At 61.8% G+C, this 25,240-nt stretch carries 22 protein-coding genes; 4 read left to right on the top strand and 18 right to left on the bottom strand.

Translation table 11 applies throughout. The features are described 5' to 3' along the window. Nucleotides 1-14: 14 nt before the first annotated feature. The 7 genes from IPK09_08215 to IPK09_08185 form a co-directional block, all read right to left on the bottom strand. Nucleotides 15-1,043 (bottom strand): hypothetical protein, encoded by a 1,029-nt coding sequence (locus IPK09_08215; protein MBK7983601.1) that lies wholly within the window; start codon nucleotides 1,041-1,043, stop codon nucleotides 15-17. 22 nt (nucleotides 1,044-1,065) lie between these two features. Then, nucleotides 1,066-2,388 (bottom strand): homoserine dehydrogenase, encoded by a 1,323-nt coding sequence (locus IPK09_08210; GenBank protein ID MBK7983600.1) that lies wholly within the window; start codon nucleotides 2,386-2,388, stop codon nucleotides 1,066-1,068. Continuing rightward, the gene (alaC, locus tag IPK09_08205; protein ID MBK7983599.1) at nucleotides 2,388-3,614 is read right to left on the bottom strand and encodes an alanine transaminase; all 1,227 of its coding nucleotides are present in this window, start codon (nucleotides 3,612-3,614) and stop codon (nucleotides 2,388-2,390) included. Before alaC ends, IPK09_08210 begins: the two co-directional genes overlap by 1 nt. Before the next feature lie 155 nt (nucleotides 3,615-3,769). Continuing rightward, complete coding sequence (locus tag IPK09_08200; protein ID MBK7983598.1) at nucleotides 3,770-4,294, bottom strand: hypothetical protein; 525 nt, start codon at nucleotides 4,292-4,294, stop codon at nucleotides 3,770-3,772. Beyond that, nucleotides 4,295-4,711, bottom strand: a complete 417-nt coding sequence (locus IPK09_08195) for a hypothetical protein (protein ID MBK7983597.1) — start codon at nucleotides 4,709-4,711, stop codon at nucleotides 4,295-4,297. A gap of 109 nt (nucleotides 4,712-4,820) precedes the next feature. Beyond that, nucleotides 4,821-5,663 carry a hypothetical protein gene (locus tag IPK09_08190; GenBank protein MBK7983596.1) on the bottom strand — a complete coding sequence of 281 codons (843 nt, stop codon included), beginning with the start codon at nucleotides 5,661-5,663 and terminating at the stop codon, nucleotides 4,821-4,823. A gap of 252 nt (nucleotides 5,664-5,915) precedes the next feature. Continuing rightward, nucleotides 5,916-8,045, bottom strand: coding sequence for a glycosyl hydrolase family 57 (locus IPK09_08185; protein ID MBK7983595.1), 2,130 nt, complete (start codon nucleotides 8,043-8,045; stop codon nucleotides 5,916-5,918). 254 nt (nucleotides 8,046-8,299) lie between these two features. On the opposite strand from IPK09_08185, the gene pyk reads away from it, so the two are divergent. Continuing rightward, nucleotides 8,300-9,775, top strand: a complete 1,476-nt coding sequence (gene pyk / locus IPK09_08180; GenBank protein MBK7983594.1) for a pyruvate kinase — start codon at nucleotides 8,300-8,302, stop codon at nucleotides 9,773-9,775. A 70-nt stretch (nucleotides 9,776-9,845) separates the two neighbouring features. Here pyk and IPK09_08175 read toward each other — a convergent pair whose 3' ends face one another. The 5 genes from IPK09_08175 to IPK09_08155 all read right to left on the bottom strand — a co-directional run bounded on the left by IPK09_08175 (nucleotide 9,846) and on the right by IPK09_08155 (nucleotide 13,257). Then, nucleotides 9,846-11,195: a sensor histidine kinase gene (locus IPK09_08175; protein MBK7983593.1), complete on the bottom strand. Its 1,350-nt coding sequence runs from the start codon at nucleotides 11,193-11,195 to the stop codon at nucleotides 9,846-9,848. Continuing rightward, nucleotides 11,192-11,863: a response regulator transcription factor gene (locus IPK09_08170; protein MBK7983592.1), complete on the bottom strand. Its 672-nt coding sequence runs from the start codon at nucleotides 11,861-11,863 to the stop codon at nucleotides 11,192-11,194. The genes IPK09_08175 and IPK09_08170 overlap by 4 nt, the downstream gene beginning before the upstream one ends. Before the next feature lie 2 nt (nucleotides 11,864-11,865). Continuing rightward, a complete protein-coding gene (locus IPK09_08165; GenBank protein MBK7983591.1) occupies nucleotides 11,866-12,186 on the bottom strand; it encodes a PepSY domain-containing protein in 321 nt (106 codons plus the stop codon). Nucleotides 12,187-12,253: 67 nt separating this feature from the next. Beyond that, nucleotides 12,254-12,865, bottom strand: coding sequence for a cytochrome b/b6 domain-containing protein (locus tag IPK09_08160; GenBank protein ID MBK7983590.1), 612 nt, complete (start codon nucleotides 12,863-12,865; stop codon nucleotides 12,254-12,256). 68 nt (nucleotides 12,866-12,933) lie between these two features. Next, a complete protein-coding gene (locus IPK09_08155) occupies nucleotides 12,934-13,257 on the bottom strand; it encodes a PepSY domain-containing protein (GenBank protein MBK7983589.1) in 324 nt (107 codons plus the stop codon). 231 nt (nucleotides 13,258-13,488) lie between these two features. Between IPK09_08155 and IPK09_08150 the strand changes: the two genes are divergently transcribed. Continuing rightward, complete coding sequence (locus IPK09_08150) at nucleotides 13,489-13,881, top strand: hypothetical protein (protein ID MBK7983588.1); 393 nt, start codon at nucleotides 13,489-13,491, stop codon at nucleotides 13,879-13,881. A gap of 280 nt (nucleotides 13,882-14,161) precedes the next feature. Beyond that, complete coding sequence (locus IPK09_08145) at nucleotides 14,162-14,761, top strand: methyltransferase domain-containing protein (GenBank protein MBK7983587.1); 600 nt, start codon at nucleotides 14,162-14,164, stop codon at nucleotides 14,759-14,761. Here IPK09_08145 and pta read toward each other — a convergent pair whose 3' ends face one another. Both pta and IPK09_08135 read right to left on the bottom strand, forming a co-directional pair. Further along, complete coding sequence (pta, locus tag IPK09_08140) at nucleotides 14,762-16,921, bottom strand: phosphate acetyltransferase (GenBank protein MBK7983586.1); 2,160 nt, start codon at nucleotides 16,919-16,921, stop codon at nucleotides 14,762-14,764. A 177-nt stretch (nucleotides 16,922-17,098) separates the two neighbouring features. Continuing rightward, nucleotides 17,099-19,276 carry a DUF4214 domain-containing protein gene (locus tag IPK09_08135; protein ID MBK7983585.1) on the bottom strand — a complete coding sequence of 726 codons (2,178 nt, stop codon included), beginning with the start codon at nucleotides 19,274-19,276 and terminating at the stop codon, nucleotides 17,099-17,101. A 249-nt stretch (nucleotides 19,277-19,525) separates the two neighbouring features. Here IPK09_08135 and IPK09_08130 point away from each other — a divergent pair, with 249 nt between their 5' ends. After that, nucleotides 19,526-20,278, top strand: coding sequence for an enoyl-CoA hydratase/isomerase family protein (locus IPK09_08130; protein ID MBK7983584.1), 753 nt, complete (start codon nucleotides 19,526-19,528; stop codon nucleotides 20,276-20,278). Between the two features lie 44 nt (nucleotides 20,279-20,322). Here IPK09_08130 and IPK09_08125 read toward each other — a convergent pair whose 3' ends face one another. The 4 genes from IPK09_08125 to IPK09_08110 are packed head-to-tail and all read right to left on the bottom strand — an operon-like array spanning nucleotide 20,323 to nucleotide 25,200. Beyond that, nucleotides 20,323-20,937 carry a response regulator transcription factor gene (locus IPK09_08125; GenBank protein ID MBK7983583.1) on the bottom strand — a complete coding sequence of 205 codons (615 nt, stop codon included), beginning with the start codon at nucleotides 20,935-20,937 and terminating at the stop codon, nucleotides 20,323-20,325. 16 nt (nucleotides 20,938-20,953) lie between these two features. Further along, the gene (locus tag IPK09_08120; protein MBK7983582.1) at nucleotides 20,954-22,882 is read right to left on the bottom strand and encodes a PAS domain-containing protein; all 1,929 of its coding nucleotides are present in this window, start codon (nucleotides 22,880-22,882) and stop codon (nucleotides 20,954-20,956) included. 15 nt (nucleotides 22,883-22,897) lie between these two features. Further along, the gene (locus tag IPK09_08115; GenBank protein MBK7983581.1) at nucleotides 22,898-24,871 is read right to left on the bottom strand and encodes a GAF domain-containing protein; all 1,974 of its coding nucleotides are present in this window, start codon (nucleotides 24,869-24,871) and stop codon (nucleotides 22,898-22,900) included. Continuing rightward, nucleotides 24,868-25,200 carry a hypothetical protein gene (locus tag IPK09_08110; GenBank protein ID MBK7983580.1) on the bottom strand — a complete coding sequence of 111 codons (333 nt, stop codon included), beginning with the start codon at nucleotides 25,198-25,200 and terminating at the stop codon, nucleotides 24,868-24,870. The genes IPK09_08115 and IPK09_08110 overlap by 4 nt, the downstream gene beginning before the upstream one ends. Nucleotides 25,201-25,240: the final 40 nt, after the last annotated feature.

Below are 25,240 nucleotides of genomic sequence, written 5' to 3'. Positions count from 1 at the left end.
GATGCCGGGGCGGCTTACAGATAGCCGCGCAAAGGCCGGGGCCGTTGCCAGAACCGCCAGCGCGCGGTTTTGCTCACGCCGTAGCGTTGACCGTTACCGGGGTAGAGATACAAGGCGGCCAGCGGGCCGGTTTGCAATAGCCGCTGGCACGGCTCGAACCAGTTCCGCTCCAGGTCAGCGATATGCCCGAGCCATGCCTCCAGGTCATCATCCAGGGGATCGAAGCGCGTCGTATCCAGCAGCGTCAAACTGTCTGCTTCCGAGGCAGAGGCATCCAGCCAGTCGGCGGCGGTTGCGGGAAGCGGCGCGACCGCCGCGGTGGCCAGCCGCGCCAGCCCGCGCGCCAGCGGATCGCGGGCGTACAAACCGGCGGCGGGCGGGCTGGCGCCGGTGGGGCAGCGGCCGCCGCCCCACAGCCAGACCCCGCTGATCAGCGGTTGGTTCCGATCTTCGCGCGCCCGGTTGACCGGGTGGTTGTGAAAGAGCATTTGCGCTTCCGTCAGCAGGGTGTGCCAGCGTTGCTTGGCGGGTCCGTAGGGCAACAGCGTGCGGATATCGCGGCCGCTGGCGCTCTCCAGCGGGTGAGCGCGCACGCCGGGATCGGCGGGCAGCCGCAGGTACCAGCGGTCGGGTCGCAAGGCGTCAAGCTGCACTCCATCGCTCGCGAAGGTTTGATTGAAGGCCTCCGCCAGCGCCCGCGCCTCGGCGGGTTCGATCGCCAGTATCCGCGCGTCCGCCAGAACTACGCCGTGCAAGTCGGAACGAAAATGCACCGGATCGGCCCGCCACCACCAACCGTCGTCGATGTTACCTCCGTCCGCCAAACGCGTGACCGCCGCCACCGGTAAATCAGCGGTATCTGTGACGGACAACCCGAAAAACTGGAATAAGGCGGCGTCTGTTGCGGCGGGCGCGACGGCAACGGTCGCCCGCGCCAGCAACCACTCCAGCGCCGGCGCGGTCGGGCGGGGGAACGCCGGATTGGAGCGGTCTGGCCACGGTCCGAGCAGGCCGGGGATCAGCAAATGTAGGATGGAGGCCACGGCTGGCTGTCGTTCGCGCCGCTCAATCGGAATCGAGATATTCCAGCCGGATGCGCATGACCGGCGCGCGGATGCTGTCCAAGGCTTCGATCGCCGCTATCGCTTCGTTCATCCGCTGTTCCTTGACCGGGTTGATCAGCAGCACCACCGGCACCTCGCTGGCGGTGGGGGGCGCTTCCTTCTGCACGAAGGCTTCGATGCTGATGCCGCAATCGGCCAAGATGCGGGTGATATCGGCCAGCACGCCGGGGCGATCCAGCGCTAGCAAACGCAGATAGCAGGCGGTTTCGACCGCTGCCATGGGCAAGACCGGCAAATCCGACAGCGCATCGGGCTGAAACGCCAGATGCGGCACCCGGTTTTCCGGATCGGCGGTCAGGGTGCGAACCACGTCGATGATGTCGGCCACCACCGCCGAGGCGGTCGGTTCGGCGCCGGCCCCAGCGCCGTAAAACAGGCTTTGGCCGACGGCGTCGCCCTTGACCAGCACGGCGTTCATCACCCCGTTGACGTTGGCCAATAACTGCCGCTGCGGGATGAGGGTCGGATGGACCCGCAGTTGCACGCCGTTTTGGTCGCGCCGGGCGATGCCGAGATGCTTGATGCGGTAGCCCAGTTTGGCGGCGTAGGCGACATCGTCCTGGGTGATCCGGCTGATCCCTTCGATGTAGACCTTGTCGAATTGGAGAGGGATGCCGAAGGCGATCGACGCCAGGATCGCCAGCTTGTGAGCGGCATCGACGCCCTCGATATCCAGGGTGGGATCGGCTTCGGCATAACCCAGCTGTTGGGCTTCGGCCAATACGCTGGGGAAGTCGCGGCCTTTACCGCGCATCTCGGTCAGAATGAAGTTGGCGGTGCCGTTGATGATGCCGGCGATCCATTCCAGCCGGTTGCCGGCCAAGCCTTCGCGGATGGCTTTGATGATCGGAATGCCGCCGGCCACCGCCGCCTCGAAGCCGACCATCATCTCGGCCTCGCGGGCGGCGGCGAAGATTTCGTTGCCGTGCAGGGCGATCAGCGCTTTATTGGCGGTCACGACGTGCTTGCCGTTGGCCAGCGCTCGCAGCACCAGGCTGCGCGCCGGTTCGTAACCGCCCATCAGTTCGACGACAATCGAAATCTCTGGATCGTCCACCACATCCGAACCGTCCTCGGTCAGTTTTATCGCCGTCGTGTTGGCGGTGGTGGTGTCCAGATTGCGGGCGGCGGCGTGGGTGATAACGATTTCGCGGCCGGCGCGGCGGCTGATTTCTCCGGCGTTGCGGGCCAGCACGCGGGTGACGCCGCCGCCGACCGTACCCAGGCCGAGGATGCCGATCTTGACGGGAGGGTAGGCGCTCATCAGCGTGCTCCGGCCGCTGGCATCGCGGGCAATACCGGCCGGTCCCGACCGTCTTTGCGGAACATCTCGCGGATGCCGCGCAAGGCTTGGCGGGTGCGGTGTTCGTTTTCGATCAACCCGAAGCGAACGTGGTCGTCACCGTACTCACCGAAGCCGATGCCGGGCGCCACCGCCACTTTCGCCTCGGCCAACAGTTTCTTGCAGAACTCCAACGAGCCGAGCGGACGGTACTGTTCGGGGATCGGCGCCCAGACGAACATGGTGGCCTTGGGTTTTTCCACCGCCCAGCCGAGTGCGTTCAGGCCGTCGCAGAGCACGTCGCGCCGCCGTTGGTACATATCGCGGATTTCGGTGACGCAGTCTTGTGGGCCTTCCAGCGCGGCGATGGCGGCCACCTGAACCGGCGTGAACATGCCGTAGTCGAGATAAGATTTCATCCGCGCCAGCGCCGCGATCAACACCGGATTGCCGCACATGAAACCGACCCGCCAGCCGGGCATGTTGTAGCTTTTGGACAAGGTGAAGGATTCGACCGCGATGTCCTTGGCGCCGGGTATTTGCAGGATCGAGGGTGCGACGTAACCGTCGAACACCAGATCGGCGTAGGCCAGATCTTGGATGACCCAGATTTCGTGCTCGCGGGCGATGGCGATCACGTTCTCGAAGAAATCCAGTCCGACGCATTGGGTGGTGGGGTTGGCCGGGAAGTTCAGCACCAGCATCTTCGGCTGCGGCCAGGAATCCTTGATCGCTTTTTCCAGCTCGGCGAAGAAATCCACGCCCGGCACCAGCGGCACGTGGCGGATGTCGGCGCCGGCGATGACGAAGCCGTAAGGGTGGATCGGATAGGCGGGATTGGGCACCAGCACGGCATCGCCCGGACCCAGCGTCGCCAGCGCCAGATGCGCCAAACCTTCCTTGGAGCCGATGGTGACGATGGCTTCGGATTCGGGGTCGAGCGCGACGGCGTAGCGGGTCTGATACCAGTTGCAGATCGCCCGGCGCAAGCGCGGGATGCCCCGCGAGACCGAATAACGGTGGGTGTCGCCGCGCCGGGCGGTCTCCACCAGCTTGTCCACGATGTGTTGGGGGGTCGGCTGGTCGGGGTTGCCCATGCCGAAATCGATGATGTCCTCGCCCTGAGCGCGGGCCTTGGCTTTCAACTCGTTGACGATATTGAAAACATAAGGCGGCAGGCGTTTGATGCGTTGAAAGTCGGCGTTCAAGATGGCGTTACCAAAGGCTGGATCACGAGGGTCTCTGCCCAGGTGAGACAGGCCGGGGCTGGAGGCCGACTGGCAAGACCGATGGGAAAGCAAGTATTGCCAGTAGAACCGAGCAGTCTACTGGCGGGACTGGAGCGGTTCAATCGAAAATCAGATTATTTTCCGACTCCATCGTCGGCGGGTTGTGTCCTGGCCGCGAACGCATGAAACATTTTCTCATCCCATACGGCCGGCAGGCACTGAGCGACTTTTTGGATCTGGACGGACAGGCGAATTTCCTGGGGAGTCACGATGACACCTCGAATCCAAGTGATGCAATCGCGACTCGATAGCGGGTCGGCGGCGTCCGCCGGTCGGGAGCTTTCCACCAGCAGGGTATGCGTTTTCCCGGTGCGCACCACGCGAACGTCGCCCTTGCGGTCGCTGCCGAACTGGCAAGGCACGGGAAAATCGAAGCGGACTTTGCCGGTTTTGCTCGCGCCCTGATAAGTCAGTTGGCATTCGGTCAGATGGAGTTTGAAGGGACCAACGGTAGCAGTTTGCAACTGCGGAACTGACGCCGGCTGGGTCGCGATGGGCTGTGAATTGCCCACCGCTTCCCGCGCGAGTTGCCCGGTTTGAGCGGAGCCGCAGGAAATGGCCGCCGAGCAGAGCAGCAGACCGATCATCTTTCTTTGCACTTAGCTGACCTCCCAAAACCAAGTTTGTTTGCACGAATCGATATATTCACCGGTTTTGGTGGTGCCGTTGTTCCAAAGATCGAAGTGATCGCCCACACCGCCACGGAAACCGGTAATGTCCTTGAAAAACAGCAGGCCGGTTTTGCCACCGACTGTGGTCCGGGTTTCACTGGCCGTTTTGGAGATTTTAGGACGACCGACTTGGTGCCATAAATAAGTAGCCAAGGACTCCGCGCCCCGAGCATGGCCGTGCTTGCATTTAGGTTCGGTGTATTTGGTCAATTGAAAGCCGGCATTGATAAGACAGACACTCATGCGAATGGCGCATTGATTGCTCCAACCCTGATCGCAGGGATGTTGTTCGTTGGGATAGCTGGACCACAGTGAAAGGAAATTGGGTAGGGTGCGTTTGGCCATTTTCCGGCTCCTTGATGAAGTGGTGAGAAGTCAGCAATATTGAGGCCAACGCTTTGAAAGTCGGAGTCGCCATCCCGCTTGGCAAACGTAGTGCTGACGGCTTGATTCGCTACGCATTCAGCGCTTCCAGTCGTTCGGTGAAGCGGGGTTTGATGATGCCGTCGTGAGTTGCCGACTTGTCGAAGATGATGTGAGCCTGGGTCAGAGTTCGGCGCTGCGTCAGTTTGTCGAGGTTGGTGGAACGGGTCGCGGTGCCGCCTCCTCGCGGTCCCGATGCGCAATATAAGAAAAACTCGACGCTGCTGTTGTCGCGTAGCCAGTTGGCCCAGAGCATTTCGCGATGCGCTTTTTGCTTGCTCTCCCACGCGGTCCATTTTGGCTGTGGCGCTTTGGGCTCCGGCGCGGGTGCTGGCGTCGATAGGGGGCCGTTGGCTTGGCCGTACAAACAATCGAACCCCCAGCATTCCACGATCTTGTCGGCGTATTTATCCGCGCCTCGGGTGCGCGCCAGGGCGAGCATGACCTTGCCGCCGCCGGAATGGGCGGCCAAAATGATCTTACTCACCTTATCCGGGGTGTCGAATTCGGGAATTGATGGGTTGGGTTTCTGTTTTTGCAGTTCCGCCGATACCAGGGGTAAGTACCATTGCAAGGCATTTTTAGGGATAGTGTCTGCCTCGTCGCCACCCAAATTACCGCCCTGCGCGCTTTTGGAAAGGGTCGGAGCGATCAAAATGACTTGTTTGACGGGGTTTGGACTGTCCAAAACGGTCTGCAAGTCGTGCTCGGGCTGCTGCAAGTAATCTCGGATGGAGGTTTGACCGGTACCGTGCAGAAACAGAATGATGTTGGCTTTCTCTCCAGCTTTAAAACCGCTGGGGACACAGACCGCCGTCAGCGACTTTGCCCCGTTTTTCAGATCGATATTATCCAGGTCATACTCAGTCGCCATGCTGGGTTCCTCCGGGTGGAGAACGTGCGGCGTTCGGGCTTGGCTTAAGCGGCGCGCCTTGCTTGATCCACAGCTCCTTGACAGGCAGCTGCAACGTTTTGCTGAACCGGGCGGAATAGCTCCGGCTCCATCGGATTTAGGCAAGACCCGTTCCAGTGATGGAACGGGTGATGGAACGGGCGGCTGTTGGATGAGATTTGGAACAAGGCCGAATGGGTAAAATTTAGCGCGCCCGAGGCTAGATGGCTGGATTTAGGCCAAATACACTTGCTCCAAAGCCCCGCGCGAGATGTTGCCCTTGCCGTCCTCCGCCTCGATGTAATAGCGCACGTCGCCCGCGCCGACCGGTAACTGGGCGGTAAAGTAATGGGCGGTGACGGCCGCGCCGGTTTGCGAGGGATAGGGACCGCGATCGCTCATTTCGATGCGCGTTTCACCGGTGGCGGCGCGCAAGACCAAGGTTACCCGCTTCAATCCCGCGATGTCGTAGACGAAGGTATGCACCGTCCCCTCGCGCGGCGCATCGAGCAAGCAGCCTTGGCCCCAGCGCTTGCCGCCCGGATTTTCCGGCGTGACCCACGGCGCGAAGATGGTCGGACCGGTGCGATCCCGGCCGGAGGCCAGTAGGGCGTCCACCTCGCTTTTCACTCTGCCGTAGCCGGCGTTGGCGGCATCGGTAACCTGTTGGTCCCAGATGTGCTGGCCGGTCCAATACCAGTAGCAACTGGTCTCGGCGGTCAGCAGCAGGCGGCTGACATCATCCAGCCACGGCTTGTCGGGATCGGCGTCTTCCAGGGCGTGCGCGACGTTCTGAAACGCGGTCAGCACCGCCCAGGAATTCAGATCGGGCGAGTAGGGCTGGTCGTAGCGGCTGAACCATTTCATGAACTGCGGATCGCCGTTGTCCGCGCCGCTCCACGAGCCGGGTTCGATATGCGCGGCCCGATCGGGATCGGGCGGGAAGCGATCCAGATAGTCGTGCGCCGTGGTCAGCTCGAAACGCGGGTCACCCTGCAACCATTGCACCAGTTGGCCGGTGTTGTGGTTGTAGTAGCTGTCCGCGCCGCCGCCGTGATTGTCGCCGTCCGAATGCAGGATAAAAAACGGCGGATGTTTTGGGTCGAAAGTGCCGGTCTCGACGATGGAGTTATAGACCTGACCCAGCACGTCGGGATATTGCAAGGCTCCGAAACCGCCGCGCGCGTCTTCGTTGCCGATGTAGCGTTCCGCTGGCACGGCGATGATTTTATGAAGCGTGCCGTCCGGGTCTTCGTACTGGACGTATTCCGGCTTGAGCAGGCTGGGCGAAATCTTGGAGCCGGCCCAGATGTTGCGCAGTTGCAGCCAGTCGTTGGCTGAGGGGTTGCGCTGTTCGGCGGGATTGGGCGGCAACATGCCTTCGTTGATGCCGGCGTAAGGATAGTCGCGGCAGGCCCGGAAGCGGTGGATGGAATCGTAAATCACCGCTTTGACGCCGGCCTGATTCAGCGCCGGAATCATGCGGACATGAAAGGCTGTTTCCGGCGGAAACATCACGCTGGACGCCTCGATGCCGAAGGCGGCGCGGATGATGCCGCGATGCCATTCGACCTGTTTGACGATATCCCGATCCGGGATCAGCGCCATCAGCGGATGAAAAAAGCCGAAGGCGCTGAAATCCACCCGTGGATGACCGAGCGCGGTTTTTTCCTGGGCGACGGCGCGCAGCTCGTTATTCCAGCCGCCAAATCGGCCACCGCACAGCCCCTCGGCCGCGCAACGGTCGAGCTGTTCGATCAGCGAGCCGCTCCAACTGGTCGATAAACCGGCGTGGGGCAGGCCGCCCCCAGCGTACTGGCGCACGGCGGTCGGAATGAAATGGGTGTAGGGTCCACCGCGCGCGCCGAAGATCGAATCCTTCTCACCGTCCCAATAACGCTGGTCGACCGCGTTATAGTAGGGTTGATGCATGTGCTTGTGGATGCCGAAATACAGCTTGACCGCCGTATCGCCGGAACCGCTGGCGACCCGGAGGGCTGGTGCCGGTTTGGCCCTCGGCGCGAGGCGCAACTGACCGAAGCTCTTGATCCAGTCGCCGCCGCCAGCTTGGTTGAGGTCGGCCTTGCGACACCCTTCCGCCTGGACCTGGATCTCGCCCGGTCGCAGCGAGCCGGCCGGGATGCTCGCCGTGTAAATGTATTCACCGCCGGTTCCGACGCTGGCCTGGATTGCGGCGTCCTTGCACAGGTGCTGGCCGTCCGGCGCGTGCAGGATCAGTTGCGGAAAGGGGACTTCGCCGTCGGTGACGAAACTGATGCTGAACGCCGGATTTTTGCCGGATTCATCGCAATGTAGCGTCTCGGGCAGGTCGATTCGCAATATGCGGGTAAATACCTCAGTCATTGCAACTCCTCGCGTGGGTTTGTCCATCCTGTTCGCCTTCCAGGAAAAGCAAAGGAGAGGCGGGCTTTTGAAGTGATCGCTATCAGTTTAATCGGGCTAGGGCGAATTGCCGCTGCAACCTCGGACAAAGCCGGTTGCCGCTGAATCGATTTTGAGGGAAACCGCCGCATCCTTTACACTGGATGATAGCGATAATGATAACCACTTGATTGTTTTGATTTGAGAACCGTTCCGGCTAGAGGGCGATATCGAGCATGGCGAAAGTGCTGAAGTTCACCAAGATCGTGGCGACATTGGGGCCGAATTCACGGAATCCCGAGGTCATCGAAGGCTTGCTGGTCGAAGGTGCCGACGTGATCCGGTTGAATTTTTCTCACGGCACGCATGAGGATCATGCCTTGTCCGTGCGATTGGTACGGGAAACCGCACAGAAACTGAATCGCTACATCGCCATTTTTCAGGATTTGCAGGGGCCGAAAATCCGGCTCGGTCAGTTGGAGGGCGAGTTTCTGGAAGTCGCTACCGGCGAGATACTGGTGCTGACCACCGACGACCTGATCGGCGGCATTCACGAGGGGGTCAAGAAAATCGCTATCGACCATCGCAGCTTGCATCAGGAAGTCAAAGCCGGCGACCGCATCTTGATCGACGATGGACTGTTCGAGCTGACCGTCGAGCGGATCGAAGGCCACGAGATCTTTAGCCGAGTGGTCAACGGCGGCCGGCTGAAGCCGCGCAAGGGCGTCAACCTGCCCAACATCAAACTGAAGATTTCGGCGATCACCGCCAAGGATCGGGCCGATTTGCAGTTCGCCTACGAGCACGGCCTGGATTACGTCGCGCTGTCGTTCGTGCGGGACGCCGAGGATGTCAAGGAACTGATCGATTTCATGTTGAGCACTTACGGCCGCAAGATTCCGATCATCGCCAAGATCGAGAAACCCGAGGCATTCAAGCATATTGACGGCATCATCGCCGTGGCTGACGCGATCATGGTGGCGCGCGGCGATCTGGGGGTGGAAACCTCGCCGCAGGATGTGCCTCTGATGCAAAAAACCATCATCCGCTTTTGCAATATTGCCGGAAAGCCGGTCATCACCGCGACGCAAATGCTGGAGTCCATGATCAACAATCCCCGGCCGACCCGCGCCGAGGCCAACGACGTGGCCAACGCCATCCTGGATGGCACCGATGCGGTGATGCTGTCGGCGGAAACCGCCGCCGGTCAGTATCCGGTCGCGGCGGTGCGGATGATGAAGAACATCGCGCTCAGCGTCGAAGGCAGCGATATCTTCAAGGCGCTGATGCACAAGAGCGTGCTGACGCAGGAGGAGCTGCTGGCCAAGGCGGGCCAGCGGGTCGAGGACGCCGTGCATTTCGCCACGGTGGATTTGGTGGAAAAAGTTCGCGCCCGCTATCTGGTCGGTTTCACCAACAGCGGTTCCAGCGTGTCGGGTTTGGCCAAATTCCGACCGGTGGCGCCATTGATCGCTTTCAGCTCGAAGCTGGGAACTTTGCGCAAGCTGGCGCTGATTTGGGGGGTGACGCCCTTACAACTGGGGACTGTCGTCAGTTCAGTGGACGATTTGCTGAGCGCCGCCACCGAATTTCTGCTCAACAAGAGCATGGTGCGAGAGGGCGAGATCGTGGTGTTCAGCGCTGGCGTGCCGGTCGGCGTGTCCGGCGGCACCAACATGATCAAAGTGGTGAGGGTCGAGCAGGGCGGCTGACGCTCGGCGGCATTCGCGACGGCGGCGGGCGCCGAGGCTCAGCCGGTCGAAAGAGCGATGCGGAGCTGATTCAAATCCGCCCGCTGGGCGGGTGGGGCAACGCTACCTCGGCCAGCAAGCCGCCCAGCGTTTCGGAACGGCCCAACCGCAAGGTGCCGCCGTACTGGGCGACGATATCGCTGATGATGGCTAAACCCAGGCCGTAACCGGCGCGGGACTCGTCGATCCGGGTTCCCCGCTGCCGCAGTAGCTCCAGTTGGTCCGGCGGGCAGCCGGGGCCGTCGTCCTCGACTTGCAGCCACAACCCTCCGGCATCGGTGTTCGCGGTCAACAAGACCCGCTGTCGGGCCCATTGGCAGGCGTTGTCGAGCAGGTTGCCGAGCAGTTCCAACAGATCGTCACGGTCGCCAGGAAAGATGCTGTCCGACGGCACCCGCAGTTCGAAATGCAGCGAGCAGTCGCGGTGGATACGCCGCAGCGTGTCGGTCAGATCGATGATCTCTTGGGTGAGCATGACCCGTTGGCCGGGCGTGCCGCCGCCGGCGATGCGCGCCCGTTTCAATTCCCGTTCGGTCAGCCGGCGGATATGCTGGAGTTGTTGGCGTAAATCCAGCCACCAATCCCTGGTATTGCCGGCGGCCGGGGGTTGATCGGTCAGTTGAGTCAGGGCGGTCAGCGGTGTCTTCAACGCATGAGCCAAGTTGCCCAGGGCGTGCCGGGTGCGCCGTTGGCGCTGGTTCATCAGTTCCAGCAAGCGGTTGAGCTCGCCAACGAGCGGACGCACCTCGTCCGGGGCATCGACTGACAGTTGGGAAATTTCGCCCCGCGCCAGGCGGGGCAGCTCGCGGCGGACCTGATCCAAGGGCGTCAAGCCCCTGCGCACGATCATGCGCTGGAGCAGGAGCAGCGCGCCAAACAGCCCCAAGGCGATCAGGCCAAACTGCAACAGCAAGCGCTTGAGCCCTTTATCCATCGGCGTGAAATCTTCGGTGACGACGATGGTGACCGGCAGGCTCTGGAGCTGAAAAGCACGGCCGACCAACAGCAACTGCTGGTTCTGCGGTCCCACGGCGAAGGATCGAGTGGAATGGTTGTGGCTGAGAGCCGGTAGTGCCGGCAGGTCGTCATCCCACAGCGAGCGGGAACGGATCTCGCCGCTTGCGGTTGTAATTTTGTAGTAATGGCCTGAATAGGGTTGGTGGAATGGAGCCCCCATTCGTTCGGTCGCCAACAAAGGTCGGCCTTCACCGTCGAATTGCAAGGCCGACAACACGGTGTCCATATCATGTTCCAGCCGGGTGACGACGAAATCCTCGGTGACGCGCCGCAAGGAATAGTAGCCGCCGGCGAGCACCAACAGGGTCAGCGCGGCCAGTCCGGCGCTCAGGCCGGCGGACAACCGGGTTTGCAGCGAGGTCACGGCGCATCGGCCCCGAACACGTAGCCCTGGCCCCGGCGCGTGCCGATCAAATCGCGACCGAGCTTGCGCCGCAGCCGGTTCACATAAACTTCTAGGACATTGCTGTCGCGTTCGCTTTCAAAGTCATAAACGTGTTCGGTCAGGCGCGTTTTGGAGAGCACGCGGCCGGAATGCAGCATAAAATAACGCAGGAGCCGAAACTCGGTCCCGGTCAGGTCGAATGTTTGACCGGTGGCCAGCACGAGCACGGTTTGGGTTTCCTCGCTCAATTCGAGCCCGGCGACTCGGAGCGGGCCGTTCGGCCGGGCCGTGCTGCGCCGCAATAGCGCGTGGAGCCGGGCGACTAACTCGGCGGTATGAAAGGGTTTGCCCAGATAGTCATCGGCGCCGGCCTTGAAACCGTCCACTTTTTCGTGCCAGGCGTCTCGGGCCGTCAGAATTAACACGGGCACTGGATTGTCGGCCGCGCGCCAGTGGCTTAATATCTCCAGACCAGGGCGGCCGGGCAGCCCGAGATCCAGCACCACGACGTCATAAGGCTCGGATGAGCCCATAAATTCAGCCTCCAAGCCGTCGGCGACCGTATCGACGGCGTACCCGGCCTGCTCCAAGTCGATCCGCAGGCGGCTGGCCAGTGGAATATCGTCTTCGACCAGTAACAAGCGCATCGCTATTTTTTATCTTCCAAGTGCCATAACTCGCCGCTCGCGGCGTCATATTCAAATTCACGCACCACGCCGTCGTCATCGATAAATTTCAAGTCGTACACGTAGCGGTGGCGCTCGAATTCCAGCTCTGCTTCCAATAACTGGCCGCCGGGATAGCGGTGCCGATGCTTGGCGATGATGGCGTCCAGCGACAAAATGGTTCCGGAGCGATACAACCGGCGGATTTCATTATGGTCGAAGCGCGCCGCCGCCTGACCGGCTCCTAACAGACCCACGGCCAGTAGAAAGACCAGAACAAAGTATTGAAGGTGATCTATCGACATGTCGAGCGCTCCTTGCTGGCGAACGGGCGAGCCGGGCGAACGAGAACTATGCCATAAAGCGCCGCGCTCAGGCCCGTTTGCGGCCGGTGAACATAGCAAGAACCAAATTTTCGCGATGCAACAGGCTTTCCCAAATCACCCCCAGCAGATGTCCGGCGATCAACAGCAGGGTGAAGTTGGCAAAAAACTCATGCACCTCTTCAAGAGTGTGAATGGTGGAATCATTGGCGTCCGCCAGCAGGCCGGCGAGAGGGCCCAGGCCCTTGTCAGCCCCGTACAGCGCCAGGCCGGAAACCGCGATGACGGTCAGGCTCAAGAGTAAAATAACGATCATCGCGCCGCCAGCGGGATTGTGTCCCAGATGGCGCGGGGCGCGCAGTAGCAGCACCTGTTTGACGTAAGCGAACGTGACGCGAGGACCGCGCACGAAATCATCGAAACGGGCGTGGCGCGGGCCGATGAAACCCCAGACCCACCGAAACAGCAGCAATCCGGCGATGAGGTAACCGGCCCAAACATGGACGGATTGCAGCCACGCGCCATCTAGCTGCTCCTGGATAGCCTCGAACGGTTCGCCTTCGGTGAGGTAAGCAGCACAGAACGCTGCCACCAGGGTCCAGTGAAACAGGCGGACCAACGGATCCCAAACGACCAATTCAGATGTATTGGCGGCGTTCATAGTCGGTATCGGCGTTTTAGCGCCGCCTCCCGCTACGGAGGCGGCGGGTTAATCGGACGGATCGAGCTTTATTTTCCTTCTTCCGCGACGAGCTGTCCGGTCTTGATCTCGTAGTACACCTCCCATTTCTTACCGTCGGCGCCGTCGATTTTCACTTCCCAGGTCTTTTTGCCTTTCTTGGTGTCTTCATAAGCTTTGGTGACTTTGCCGGGGTGCGCCTTGAGGGCCATCTCGACCGCCTGTTCCTTAGTGATGGCTGACGCGGCGGTTGCGGTGGCCGGCGCGGCGGCCGGCGCGGCGCTGTTGGTTTCAGCGGCTGAAACGAGAGTGCTAGCGGAGGCGACAAGCGCCAGCAGAGCGGAAGCGGTCAACAGGGTACGAATGTTCATCATGGATTACTCCCGGGTCGTTTGCGCAATGAAATCGAATGGATCGGCGGTTTGGGCGGACGGAGGCCGAAACCGCCTAAGCTACGAAACCGCAGTGTAAGGCGACAACCTGAAAGCAACCTGAAAACTCCCTCGCCGCTAAAGCTTCAAGTTGGCAATTCGGAAAGAGCGCTTTAGACTTGATCATTCGTTGGCGTAAACCCTACGGCTAAAGCGGAGTTTTATTCAGTGGAAATGAAAAATCTCGACCAACTACTCCAGTCGATCCGAAGCGATCTTCCCCGCGCCAGCAAGACGGCGGCGGCGATCGATCGCGGGGCCAGCTTGGAGGAAATTTCCGAACTCGCTGAGGAGGAGGGCTTGCACAAGCTCGCTACAGTCTTGTTCGAGGCCGAGCAGGAAGCACTGCGGAAAGGCCCGCAAACGGGAGACGATTCCGCCGCGGCGACCGATGACTTCGTGCGAACCGTCCGGGAGGGCTTGCCCGACGCCAGCCAAACCGCCGCCGCCATCGATCGTGGCGCTTCCTGGGAAGAAATTTCGGAATTGGCCGAGCAGGAAGGATTGCATCATCTGGCCTCGACGCTGTTCGAGGCCGAGCAGGCGCAGTTGCGCAAACCGGCTTGAGCGTGGCCGGGCTCGCCAGCTCCAGCCGGCGTTGGTCCGTGGCCGTACTCCGGGTTTTTCCGAAGCTGGCTGGGACTGCTCCAATTCGCTTGGGGCTTGCTGGCGCATTCCGCCGCCCCGGTCGACACTCGAAATGGAAATTGACGTGCTCTTCCACGGCCGTCCGGCTTCCATTCATCCCCGACGCCTTCCCGCGGTTGCGAGCCAGAAGCTCGCGCGCGGCTCGATGGCGTAGGTGCGTTTTTCCGACAGTTTCCCCGACCATAATACTAAGTAGGGTATGAAACATTTTGTGAAGGTTCTGCTACAAAATCCCGGAACGGTCTCGCTGGCCTTGTTCACCCGAGAGATCCTGGCCAATCCCAGGGCCATGGGGGCCGCTTGTCCGAGCGCGCCCGCGCTGGCGAGCTACATGGCCGCTCAAGTGCCGTGGGATCGGGAGGGGTTGGTGCTGGAACTGGGCGGCGGAACCGGCGCCGTGACCGCCGCTTTGCTCAAGCGCGGGCTGCCGCCGTGGAAGCTGGTGGTCGTCGAACGGTCGCCGACCCTAGCCCATCACCTGCGCCAGCGCTTTCCACAACTGCGGATCATTCAAGGCGATGCCGCCCAATTGAGCCAACTGCTGAACCACGAAAAGACCAAGAGCGTCAGCAGCATCGTTTCCAGCTTGCCGTTGCGTTCGCTGCATCCCGCCACCACCCGCGCCATCAGCCATCAGTTCGAAACCCTGCTCGACTGGGGTGGCTCGCTCGTGCAGTTCACCTACGATCTGCGCGGCACCCGCTCCGGCTTGCTGCCCCGCTTCCGCAAGCTCTCCAGCAAGATCATCTGGAGCAATCTGCCGCCGGCCAGGGTCGAGGTATTCGAACGGAAAAGCTAGTCAGCGGCGCTCGCGCGTCCGTTCGGCGGCCTGTTCGGCCTGAATCGCGGTCAGGGCGATGGTGAAAACGATGTCTTCCACCAGCGCGCCGCGCGACAGATCGTTGACCGGCTTGTTCAGCCCTTGCAGCATCGGGCCGATGCTGATGACGTCGGCGCTGCGCTGGACCGCCTTGTAAGTGGTGTTGCCGGTGTTGAGATCGGGGAAGATGAACACCGTCGCCCGTCCCGCCACCTGACTGTCCGGAGCCTTACTCTGCGCCACGGTCTTGATGGTGGCCGCGTCGTATTGCAGCGGTCCGTCGATCAGCAAGTCCGGCCGCCGCTGGCGGGCGAGCCGAGTGGCTTGCTTGACTTTTTCCACGTCGCTGCCGGCGCCCGAGGTGCCCGTGCTGTAGCTCAGCATGGCGACGCGGGGGGTGATGCCGAAGGCCTTGGCGGATTCGGCGCTTTGAATGGCGATATCGGCCAAATCCTCGGCGCTCGGATTGATGTTGATGGCGCAATCGCCATAAACCAGCACCTGCTCCGGCAAGCACATGAAGAAAATCGAGGAGACCAGCCGGGCCTCGGGCGCGGTCTTGATCAGTTGCAGGGCGGGCCGGATGGTATTGGCGGTGGTGTGCACGGCCCCAGATACCAGCCCGTCGACTTCACCGAGTTGCAGCATCATGGTGCCCAGCACCACCGAATCGTGCAGTTCTTCTTCGGCCAGGCCCGCCGTCAGCCCCTTGGATTGGCGCAGTTCGACCATGGCGTCGATGTAACGGCGGTCGATTTGAGTCGGATCGAGGATCTCGATATCCGGCGGGATGCTCATGCCACGGCGGGCGGACAAGCGATGCATCCGTCCGCCGTCGCCCATCAGCACGCAGCGAGCCAGGCCGCGCTGGTGGCAGATGATGGCGGCCTCGATCGTGCGCGGCTCGTTGCCTTCCGGCAGGATGATGCGTTTGTTGGCTTTGCGCGCCCGTTCCACCAAGGTATGTTGGAAGGCGGGCGGACTGAGCCGGCGCTCTTCGATCCGGGTCAGTAGGGGTTCTTTCCAATCTAGCCGGATGTGCGAGGCGACCGCTTCCACGGCCTGTTGCATCCGGTCGCGATCGTCGAGCGGAACCTCCAGATTGAGATGGGGTAGATAAAGCACCGATTGTAGGGTGCTGTGGGGAATGGTCAGCACCGGCAGGCCGACATCGAGCGCCGGGCCACACAGCTTCCAGACCCGCAGGTCGGGTCTGAGGCCGCCGGCCAGCAGAACGCCGGCGACATGCGTGCCGCTCATGGTCGCCATGCAGATGGCCAGCAACAGATCGTCGCGGTCGCCGGGAATGATGACCATGGCGCCGGGCCGCAATTCCTGGCAACTGTTGACCAAGGTGGAAGCGCCCAGCACGACGTGGGTGACCCGTCGGTTCAACTGTCCCTCGTTGAGAATCTGCGCGCCGATCAGTTGCATGATATCCCGCACCCGCGGGGCGCTCAGCTCGCGCTGCCAGGGAATGCAGCCCAGCAGCTTGAAGGTTTCGGGCCAGTGATGGGCGCATTCCGCCTGAAAAGCGGCTTCATGGCCGGGCTCGTGGCCGTTTTCAGCGCGGCTGAAGTCGAAGCGGATGTGGCCGGTTTGATCCACCGGCGCGTCCAACAGGTTGATGATGGCGCCGAGCATTCGCTCGTGGCGGATGCCGCCGTAGGCGCGGGCGACCACTTCGACGGTGTCGGCGACCTGACGCGGCGTGTCCCGGCCGGGCGCGGTGACGATGACGATTTTGGCGTCCAGGCTTTGCGCCATCTTGGTGTTGAGGCGGGTCCCGTAAGGTTGTTCCTCGGTGTCCATCAAGCCTTCGACGACGACGACGCTGGCGTGGTGGGCCGCCTGCTCGTAGCGGGCGATGACTTCTTCCAGCAAGACGTTTTCCCGGTCGTGGCCGAGCAGGTTTTCCGCATCGCTGACCGGAAGCGGTTCGGGTGGGTTCAAGCTGGTCACCATGCGCGCCAGCCGAGTCGAGCGCTCCGGCCCGGTGTCGCTGGCGTGCGGCTGGCTGATGGGCTTGCAGAAACCCACGGGGATTCCCTCGCGATCGAGCGCGTGCACGAGGCCGAGAGCGACGGTGGTCAACCCGACCCGTTGCTCGGTGGGGACGACAAGAATGGCGGTGGTCATGGCGGTTCCCTGGGACTAATCTATGCTGCGATGCAATATAGAATACACCTATTGACCCTTAAAAGATACAAAAATTACTAAGTTAATAATTAATTCGTGCTTTTAAAAAACTGCTGTGGTGCAGTTGAGCAACTCCAACGTCACTAATTATTTCCAGACCATCCTTGAGAGTGCTGCTTAAAGCAAACAGCCTTGCTGGATTATTTGTTGGACCCGGCTCTGAAACTCGGGCGACCGCAGCAGCAGCAAGCGTTCTTGATCGCGGCTGAGCGCGCCTCTGTTCAATTGGTCCAGCCAATACTGGAAGCCTTGCGGTTCCGCGCCGCGCCGCAGAAAGGCGTAATACAGGTCGGCGACATAATCGCTGTTGTTGCGGTTGCGCTGAACGTATTCCGCGCTGGCAATAAACTGGCGGGAAATGGTATCGACTTCGGCGTTGATCGCCGCCGCCCCCTGGCACTGGGCGGTGCGAAACCGTCCCAACCAGTAATCGAGTCCGGCGCTGTCCGGCAAGCGGTTGAGGAAGCCGCGATAGAAGTCGATGACGGCGTAGACTTCGCTCCGGCTGCTGGTGTTGCCGAGCAGGTTCCGCATGTAGCTGGTAAATTCGGGCGAGAAGAGGAAGGCGTACAGCACCAAACTGCGCGGCATCCCTTGGGCCAGTTGTCCGACCCAGAAGCTCAAACCGCCACTGTCCGGTTGGCGATTGAAAAAGGTGCGGTACAAATCGACCGCGTACTGCTCGTCGCTGGTTTGTTTGGTCAGATACTCAGGGCTGCTGAAGAACCAGCCGGCCATCACGCGAAAGGCTTCCTGGACATCGACCTCTAAAATCTGCATGCGGAGCGCTTCGTTTTCCCAGTGCGTTCTGCCGCCCGCATCTGGAGCACGGCCGAGAATGGCCAGATAGTAGTGATCGATCAAGGTGTTGTAAGCGAGTTCCAACGATTCGGAGGCGCCCAGGGTCGGTGGTGTTTGGCGCGATTTAGCGAAATAATCCTGGGAGACGTCCGTCGAGGTCTGGCCGGCGGCAACGGCGGGTGATCCGGGCAGCAAGACGTAATCGGCGGCCGTGTAACCGCCGGGTCGGTTGAAGGACGGGTCGCTGTATCGATCGGAAGCGCTCCGGGCAACGGGCTGAGGCGCTCCGCCCGACCAGAGATTGTGGTGAAAGCGAAAACCGCTGACATCACCGCTCAACCAGGTATGCGGCACACCGTCGATCTGCACGGAGATATTGTTGGAAAACTCGTTGTCGCTGTGGGTGTCAGGGTCGATTTGTAAGGCGGTCTCGACTTGCGCGTAGAGGGTGTTGAAGGCAAACCGCAGGCTTCTCAGGCCACCGCCGTTCTGATAGTTCCCATAGCTCAGGGCCGCGCGATTGCCGATGAAAATGTTGTTGGTGATGAGGTTGTTCGAGGAAAGGATCGGGGTGGTCCATTCCGACCAGCTTTCGTTGGCGATCTGAATGCCGGAAGCAGGTAACGGCACTTTGCCCGGCGTGTGATAAAAATCGCGGAAATAATCGGTTTTGCCGGTTGAGTAGACGAGATTGGCTTCGTGGCGGGTTTCGGTGCCACCGTCGATGTAGAGGTTGACCGAGTAATTGTCGTGAACCACGTTACGGGACACAGCGATGCGACGTGACTGCATGACGCTGATGCCTTCGCCGTAATTCTCATAGACCCGATTGCCCTGAACGGCGATGTCTTGACTGTAGAGGATGCCCAGGGTCGGGTGCCAGTTGCTGGTCCAAGTACGCGCCCGATTCTCCTGGACGTTGTGATAGAGCGTATTGCCGACGATCTGAACGTTGCGGACCCCGGCCGTGGTTTGATCGAGCTTGTGGCCGATGAAAATGCCCGATTTTTGGCAATCGTGAACGATGTTGTTGCGTATCACGACATTTTCGGCGGGCGTGGAATCCGGCCAGATCTGGATGCCGATGCCGGTTGAATTAGCGACGGTAAATCCATCGACGATGACGTGGCTTGCCAACACGGTGAGCACGGCGGGGCCGGTTGCTGGCAGTCCGGCGCCATCCAGAATGACTTTTTCGTTCGGATAAGGCCGCAACGTCAGGGGTGCGGTAGAAGCGCCACCCACGCTAACCCACTGAGGTGCTGTCAGAAAGTAAGTTCCGCCGCGCACGTAGACGGTATCTCCAGGGCCGGCATAACCGCTCCAGAACGCTCGGCTGATGCTGGCAAAAGGGTCGCTGATGGAGCCGCTGGCGTTCCAGTCGTCTCTACCGTTTAAGGCGACATACCAATCCACGGCCGCCGCCGCGTTCGAAAACAGCAGGACAAACAGCCCCAGCAGGGTGCTGGGTTGAAGAAGGAGGCGGCTCGGCATGGGTGATACCTTATGATGTCATCGGCAAAAACATAACGTCGTCCGCTAAAGCATGAACTGTGCCGATGAAAGGGAAAGCAGCCAAAAACCACGAAACGCTCGGCGGCGGGCTGGAGCGGGCAGCGTGGGGTTCCTTGGCGGGGCTGACGCGCGGACGTGGCGAGAGAGCGGTGCGATTGTCAGGATCTTGCCAAACGCGACCGGCTTCATAAAACGGCTATTGAATCCTTTGACGGAGTGATAGTGACGATGCACACCCAAGACATTGTGACGGAGCAGCAGGAGCATGTCGTGTTGGCGCGCGTCCACCGACCCGCCAAAAAGAACGCCTTGACCCGCGCCATGTACGCGGCGCTGACGGCGCTACTGGCTGAGGCTGGCCGCGATCCGGCGACCCATGTGGTGGTGGTGACCGGCAGCGAGGACAGCTTCAGCAGCGGTAACGATATCGCCGATTTTTTGGCGGCGCCACCTACCGACGAAGAGAGTCCGGTATTCCAGTTTCTGATGGCGCTACAGCGCTTTGAAAAGCCGCTGATCGCCGCCGTCAACGGGATGGCGGTCGGTATTGGCGTGACTTTGCTGCTGCATTGTGATCTGGTGTACGCGCGGGCTGGAGCGGTCTTGCGCATGCCCTTCGTCAATCTCGGCTTGTGCCCCGAGGCAGGTTCCAGTTGGCTGTTGCCGCGGCGGATCGGCCACGCCCGCGCCGCGGAGCTGTTGCTGCTCGGCGATGCGTTCAATGCGGAGCGCGCTTTGGAATGGGGTCTGATCAACGGGATCGGGGCCGATGCCGAGGCGACCCTGGAGTTGGCGCTGGCGCAAGCGCGGCGCTTGGCGGCGCTGCCGGCGCGGGCGGTGCGGCTGACCAAGGCCTTGCTGAAACAGCCCGACGCGGAGCGGGTGAAAGACAGCATCGCGTTGGAAAGCCGGTACTTCATCGAGCTATTGGGTTCGCCCGAAGCGCGGGCGGCCCTGCTCACCTTCGCGCAACGTCGGTAATCCGGCTCCTGAAGGCCCGGCGGATGAGGGGCGAACGCCGCGCTTCAGAGCCGCTCATCCAACAAGGCCAGCAAGCGAATCAAGTCCGACAGCGACTCGGCTTGCAGTTTTTCCATGACTCGCTTGCGGTGGATTTCCACGGTGGAAAGGCTGATGCCGAGTTCGGCGGCGATGACTTTGTTGTACTGCCCCTCCGCCACCCGCTCCAGCACTTCCCGCTCGCGGGGCGACAGCAGCGCCAGCCGCGCGGCCGCCTTATCGCGACACGCCTGCCGGCGGCGTTGCCGGGAGTCGAAAGCCAGCGCTTCGCGGATGCGGGCGAGCAGCGTCTGGCCCTGGAAGGGTTTCTCGATAAAATCGAAAGCGCCGGCTTTCATGGCCCGAATCGCCATCGGAACATCGCCGTGGCCGGTCATGAAGATGATCGGGGTGCGGTGGCCTTTGGCCCACAATTCTTTCTGCAAATCCAAGCCGCTGAGACCGGGCATCCGCACGTCCAGCACCAGGCAGCCCGGCCGGTGGACGACGCCCGCGTCGAGAAATTCAGCCGCGCTGGCGAAGGTCTCGACGGCGAACCCGCTGGCTTGCAACAGCAAGCCGACGGCATCGCGCACCGCGCGGTCGTCATCGATCAGAAAAACGGTGGGCGTGTCGGACATGCGGCGCGGGTTTATTTCAAGAAGAGGCATGGATAGGCAGGCTGAAATGGAACGAAGCTCCGCCCTCTGGATTGGAAGTCGCCCACAGCTGTCCGCCTTGCGATTCGACGATGGAACGACTGACCGACAGCCCCAGCCCCATGCCGCCCGCCTTGGTGGTGAAGAAGGGCTGGAACAAGCGGTCTTGGACCTCCGGGCTCAAGCCCTGTCCTGTATCCCGGACGGTGACTTGCACCCGGCCAGCATCGAGCCGGGCGGTGTGCAGGATCACCTCGCGGGGTTCGCTGTTCTTCGCGCTGATGGCTTCGAGGGCGTTGCGGATCAAATACAGCACGACCAGTTGAATCTGGATATCGTCGGCCAGGGCCGGCGGCAAGCCGTCGGTTAATTCCAAGCGCAACACGACGCCGGCCTGACGGACTTCCAGTTGCGCGTAGTGGACGACGGAGCGAATCAGCGCGTTCAGATCGAGCGCGGACTGGGCGGCCGGATGTTTGTCAACCAGCTCGCGTAAGTGACGGATGATTTCGCCGGCGCGCAGCCCTTGCTTGACCACTTCCTCAAGCGGGCCGGTCAGCACGCGGGGATCGGTATTGGCTTGGTGCAGCAAGGCTAGACACGCCTGCGTGTAAGCGACGATGGCCGCCAGCGGTTGGTTGAGTTCGTGGGCCAGGTTGGAAGCCAGTTCGACCGCCAGGCTGAGCCGCGACATGCGGGCCAGTTCCACCTGCTGCCGCCGCAATTGATCCTCGGCCAACTTGCGGTGGGTGATGTCCTCGGCCAAGCCGGCGATGCGGTAGATGTGGCCGCTTTCGTCAAGGATGGGGAAGCCGCGATCCCAAATCCAGCGGACCGTGCCGTCGGGGCGGACGATCCGATATTCTTCATCGAAGTGTCCCGAGTGCTGCTTGGCGACATGGGCGGCTTGCACGCGCGCCCGGTCGTCGGGATGGACCGCTTCGATCCAATCCTGCGGGCGGTCGTGCAGGCCGTCGATGGGCCGCCCCCAAATGTCCTCGTAGGCGGGGCTGATGTAGAGCGGCCTTTCCTGCTCGATACCGTGGACCCAGAACACCTCCCGGATGTGTTCGGCCAGCTGGCGGAAGCGCTCCTCGCTGTCGCGCAAGGCGAGTTCCGCCTGAGTGCGGGCGGCGATCTGCCGTTCCAGATTTGCATTGATGGCCAGCAGCTGGACAGTGCGCTCCCGCACGCGCGCTTCCAAGTCGACGCGCGTGCGTTGCGGGCGCTGTTCGGCCTGCTTTTGAACGGTGATGTCTCGGACGATGCCGAGAATGCCGACGATTGCGCCAGCGCTATCCCGGCAGGGCCATTTGGTGGAGAGGAAGGTTCGGGTATCGCCTTGAAAGGTGAAGGTGTCCTCGCGGCTCAACAGTTCGCCGCTGGCGATCACGCGCCGATCGTCCTCCATGATCTTTCGGGCCATATCGGCCGGGAACAAGGCGAGATCGTCCCGATTCAGGCACTCGCTCAAGGAGCGGCTCGCGAGTCGGACGCCCGCCGGGTTAAGGAGGACGTAGCGGCCCTGGCGGTCCTTGATGAAGGCCCCATCGAACATCCGCTCCATGAACTCGCTCAGCCGCAGCGCTTGCGTCTGTTGGGCGCGAGCGGCGCTGTTGGCGCGGGCTTGCAGCAGTCCATAAAGCAGGATGCCGCCGGTGAGGGTTGCCAGCACGTTGGGCCATTGTTCGAAAAGCCGTTTCGGGCCATCACCGTGGAACCCGGTAGCGAGGATCGGATCGACCACCAAAAGCCAAAGCAGGCCGGCCGCCGTGAAAAGCAGGCTGACGGTGGCCGGATCAAGGTGATGGGGACGCCAGCGCCGCCAGCCGGTTTCAGGCCGCTGCTCGTCTGAAAGCAACGCCTTGCGCTGAGCCGGCCAAGGCCGATCTTCGGAGGGCGCCGCTGGGGGTTTGAGGCCAATCAACGCTGGGTTTCCGGATCAGTTCGCCGCCAGAGACAAATCCGCGGCGATCCGTTCGGAGGCCTTGGCGCGGCTGGCGACGGGCAAGGTGAAATGCAAGGTAAGGCCGGGGCCTTGGTTGGAAGTCGCCCACAGCCGGCCGCCATGCGCCTCGACGATGGATTGGCTGATCGACAATCCCAAACCCAGCCCATCGGGCTTGGTAGTGAAAAACGGATTCAGCAATTGATTGAAGATATCGGGAGCCACGCCGGGTCCGGTGTCTTTCACGCCGATTTCGACGACCTCCTCAGCGAGCCGGGCAAACACGGTGATGATGCGTGGGCCTTCACTCTGGTTCACGGCATCCACCGCGTTGCGAATCAGGTTGAGGACCACCTGTTGAAATTGCAGGGGATCGGCCAATACCAACGGCAGCTCCGCATCGATGTTCTGATGGAACTGAATGCGGTGGCGGTGAACTTCCAGGCGCAGAAAATCCGCGATGTCGTCGAACAGGTCCTCGATGCGAACCGAAAGGTATTGCGGTTTGCTTTGACGGGCGAAATGACGGACTTGCTGGATGATGGTGTTGGTCCGCGCGCTTTGCGCGGCGATTTTCTCCAGGGTTTCTCGGATTTCATTCGGATTGGCTTGCGCGCTTCGCAGCCGGGCCAGGCACGTTTCGGTATACAAGGCGATGGCGGTGATGGGCTGGTTGATTTCGTGCGCCAGTCCGGAGGCCATCTCGCCCAGGGTATTGAGCCGCGACGCATGGGCCAGCAAGGTGTGTTGGCGTTGGGCGGCGACGGTCATGCGATCTTGTTCGAGGGTGGTGCCCACCCACTGCGCCATGAGTTGAATCAATTCGAGATCGACCGGGGTAAACGGAGCCGGCCGGGACCGAAGGTCGGAAAAGCTGAGCGTGCCGAAGGCGCGGTCGCCGACCTGCACGGCGGCGCCGAGATAGGTGGCTACCTGACGCTTGAAGTGCTGGGGCTGCCGCCTGTCCTGAAACCGGGTGAAGGCGGGTTCGAACGCCACGGGCTGCCGCGCGCGCAGGGTTTCCTGACAGCAGGTATCGTCCAAGGCGAACCGGTCCCCCGGAGCGAGTTGCTTGTCGGGCGCAACGAGCTGAACGATTTCATAGCCTTCACCCTCCACGCGCGCCAGCACTCCGGTATCCGCCCCGAACCGCTGGCAACCCATCGCCAGCAGCGCTTGGATTTGGCTGTTGGCGTGGCGGCGCGGCGTGGAAATGATGCGGTAAAACTCGCGCAGCGCATCCACGCTGCTTTGAAGCACCGCTTGTTGTTCGGCCAAGCGCCGGTTGGTGCGCTCGGTTTGTTCCTGCGCCTTGGCGCAGGATTGGGCGAGATCGAGATTTTCCAGGGCCAACCTCAAATACTGGCCGAGCGTCCGGTGGTAGCGGTGGGCGGTGCCCAACGCCAGCAACAGATATAACAATCCGGTCGTCCCCATGACGATGCGCAGCAGATCGTCTTGCAGGAGCAGCCACGACACCGACGGCAGCGCCAGAGGCAGGGCGTAGGCCATGCAGGTGGCCAATACCGGCGTCATGGCAAGCACGCCGCCCATCAAGACGCCGCCGAGGATCAGCATGATGAAACTTTGTTCGACCAGCGAGGGGGACAGCGCCAGCAGAACCACGCAGCCCCCCCAACCGACCCCGCTCGCGGCGCAAGCCCAAGTATAGCGTTCGGCCCAACGCTCGATGGCCTCAGCCCCGGCGGCGCGGCGCTGGAAGGCGACCGTCAGCGCCCAGCGGATCGCGACGGTGGTCTCCAGGAACAACACCCAAATCACTAGAATCGAATGCGGTACGGTGTTCCAGAGGATGAAGGCGAGCAGGGGCGCCACGAACAGGCTGCCGACCACCCCCAGCGGCGCTTGGGCGTACAACAAGCGCACCCGGTCGGTGTAAATGCGCTGGGAAATGAGATCGTTCGCGGAGCTGGAGAACGCGATGGCATCCGGCGCCATGGCGTTCATGGCGCCGGTCGGGGTTCGGTCGGAGCGGCGCCGGCGGACGGAGCCGGGTCCGACCGAGCTTCCAGCGCCAGAGGGCCTGACTCGATCTCGTATTCCCCTTCGAGCGCATCGGGTTGCGCCTCGCGCATCTTGCGGGTCAGTTTGTGGTATTGCCACCACAGCCAGCCGCCGACCGCCAGGCCCAGGACCAGCAACGCCGCGAACACGACGGAAGCGACGGCGAACGTCGCGACCAACACCAGGGCGGACGTCAGGCCCAGGGCCAGCCGCTGCAGCCAAGCCGGTTTCCGGTACGGTCCAGCCAGTTTGGGAACATCGGGAGATTTCATGAGCGTGCGATCCAAAACCACCAGATAATCAAGGCGATCA

The organism is Candidatus Competibacteraceae bacterium, assembly GCA_016713505.1.
In the GTDB taxonomy this organism is placed as follows: domain Bacteria; phylum Pseudomonadota; class Gammaproteobacteria; order Competibacterales; family Competibacteraceae; genus Competibacter_A.
This window is presented reverse-complemented; position numbering and strand designations above follow the sequence as displayed.

Coding starts and splice junctions, on each gene's coding strand:
- IPK09_08210 (MBK7983600.1), bottom strand. CDS start 2,388: ATGAGCGCCTACCCTCCCGTCAAGATCGGCATCCTCGGCCTGGGTACG.
- IPK09_08195 (MBK7983597.1), bottom strand. CDS start 4,711: ATGGCCAAACGCACCCTACCCAATTTCCTTTCACTGTGGTCCAGCTAT.
- IPK09_08190 (MBK7983596.1), bottom strand. CDS start 5,663: ATGGCGACTGAGTATGACCTGGATAATATCGATCTGAAAAACGGGGCA.
- IPK09_08185 (MBK7983595.1), bottom strand. CDS start 8,045: ATGACTGAGGTATTTACCCGCATATTGCGAATCGACCTGCCCGAGACG.
- pyk (MBK7983594.1), top strand. CDS start 8,300: ATGGCGAAAGTGCTGAAGTTCACCAAGATCGTGGCGACATTGGGGCCG.
- IPK09_08170 (MBK7983592.1), bottom strand. CDS start 11,863: ATGCGCTTGTTACTGGTCGAAGACGATATTCCACTGGCCAGCCGCCTG.
- IPK09_08165 (MBK7983591.1), bottom strand. CDS start 12,186: ATGTCGATAGATCACCTTCAATACTTTGTTCTGGTCTTTCTACTGGCC.
- IPK09_08160 (MBK7983590.1), bottom strand. CDS start 12,865: ATGAACGCCGCCAATACATCTGAATTGGTCGTTTGGGATCCGTTGGTC.
- IPK09_08155 (MBK7983589.1), bottom strand. CDS start 13,257: ATGATGAACATTCGTACCCTGTTGACCGCTTCCGCTCTGCTGGCGCTT.
- IPK09_08150 (MBK7983588.1), top strand. CDS start 13,489: ATGAAAAATCTCGACCAACTACTCCAGTCGATCCGAAGCGATCTTCCC.
- IPK09_08145 (MBK7983587.1), top strand. CDS start 14,162: ATGAAACATTTTGTGAAGGTTCTGCTACAAAATCCCGGAACGGTCTCG.
- pta (MBK7983586.1), bottom strand. CDS start 16,921: ATGACCACCGCCATTCTTGTCGTCCCCACCGAGCAACGGGTCGGGTTG.
- IPK09_08135 (MBK7983585.1), bottom strand. CDS start 19,276: ATGCCGAGCCGCCTCCTTCTTCAACCCAGCACCCTGCTGGGGCTGTTT.
- IPK09_08130 (MBK7983584.1), top strand. CDS start 19,526: ATGCACACCCAAGACATTGTGACGGAGCAGCAGGAGCATGTCGTGTTG.
- IPK09_08125 (MBK7983583.1), bottom strand. CDS start 20,937: ATGTCCGACACGCCCACCGTTTTTCTGATCGATGACGACCGCGCGGTG.
- IPK09_08115 (MBK7983581.1), bottom strand. CDS start 24,871: ATGAACGCCATGGCGCCGGATGCCATCGCGTTCTCCAGCTCCGCGAAC.
- IPK09_08110 (MBK7983580.1), bottom strand. CDS start 25,200: ATGAAATCTCCCGATGTTCCCAAACTGGCTGGACCGTACCGGAAACCG.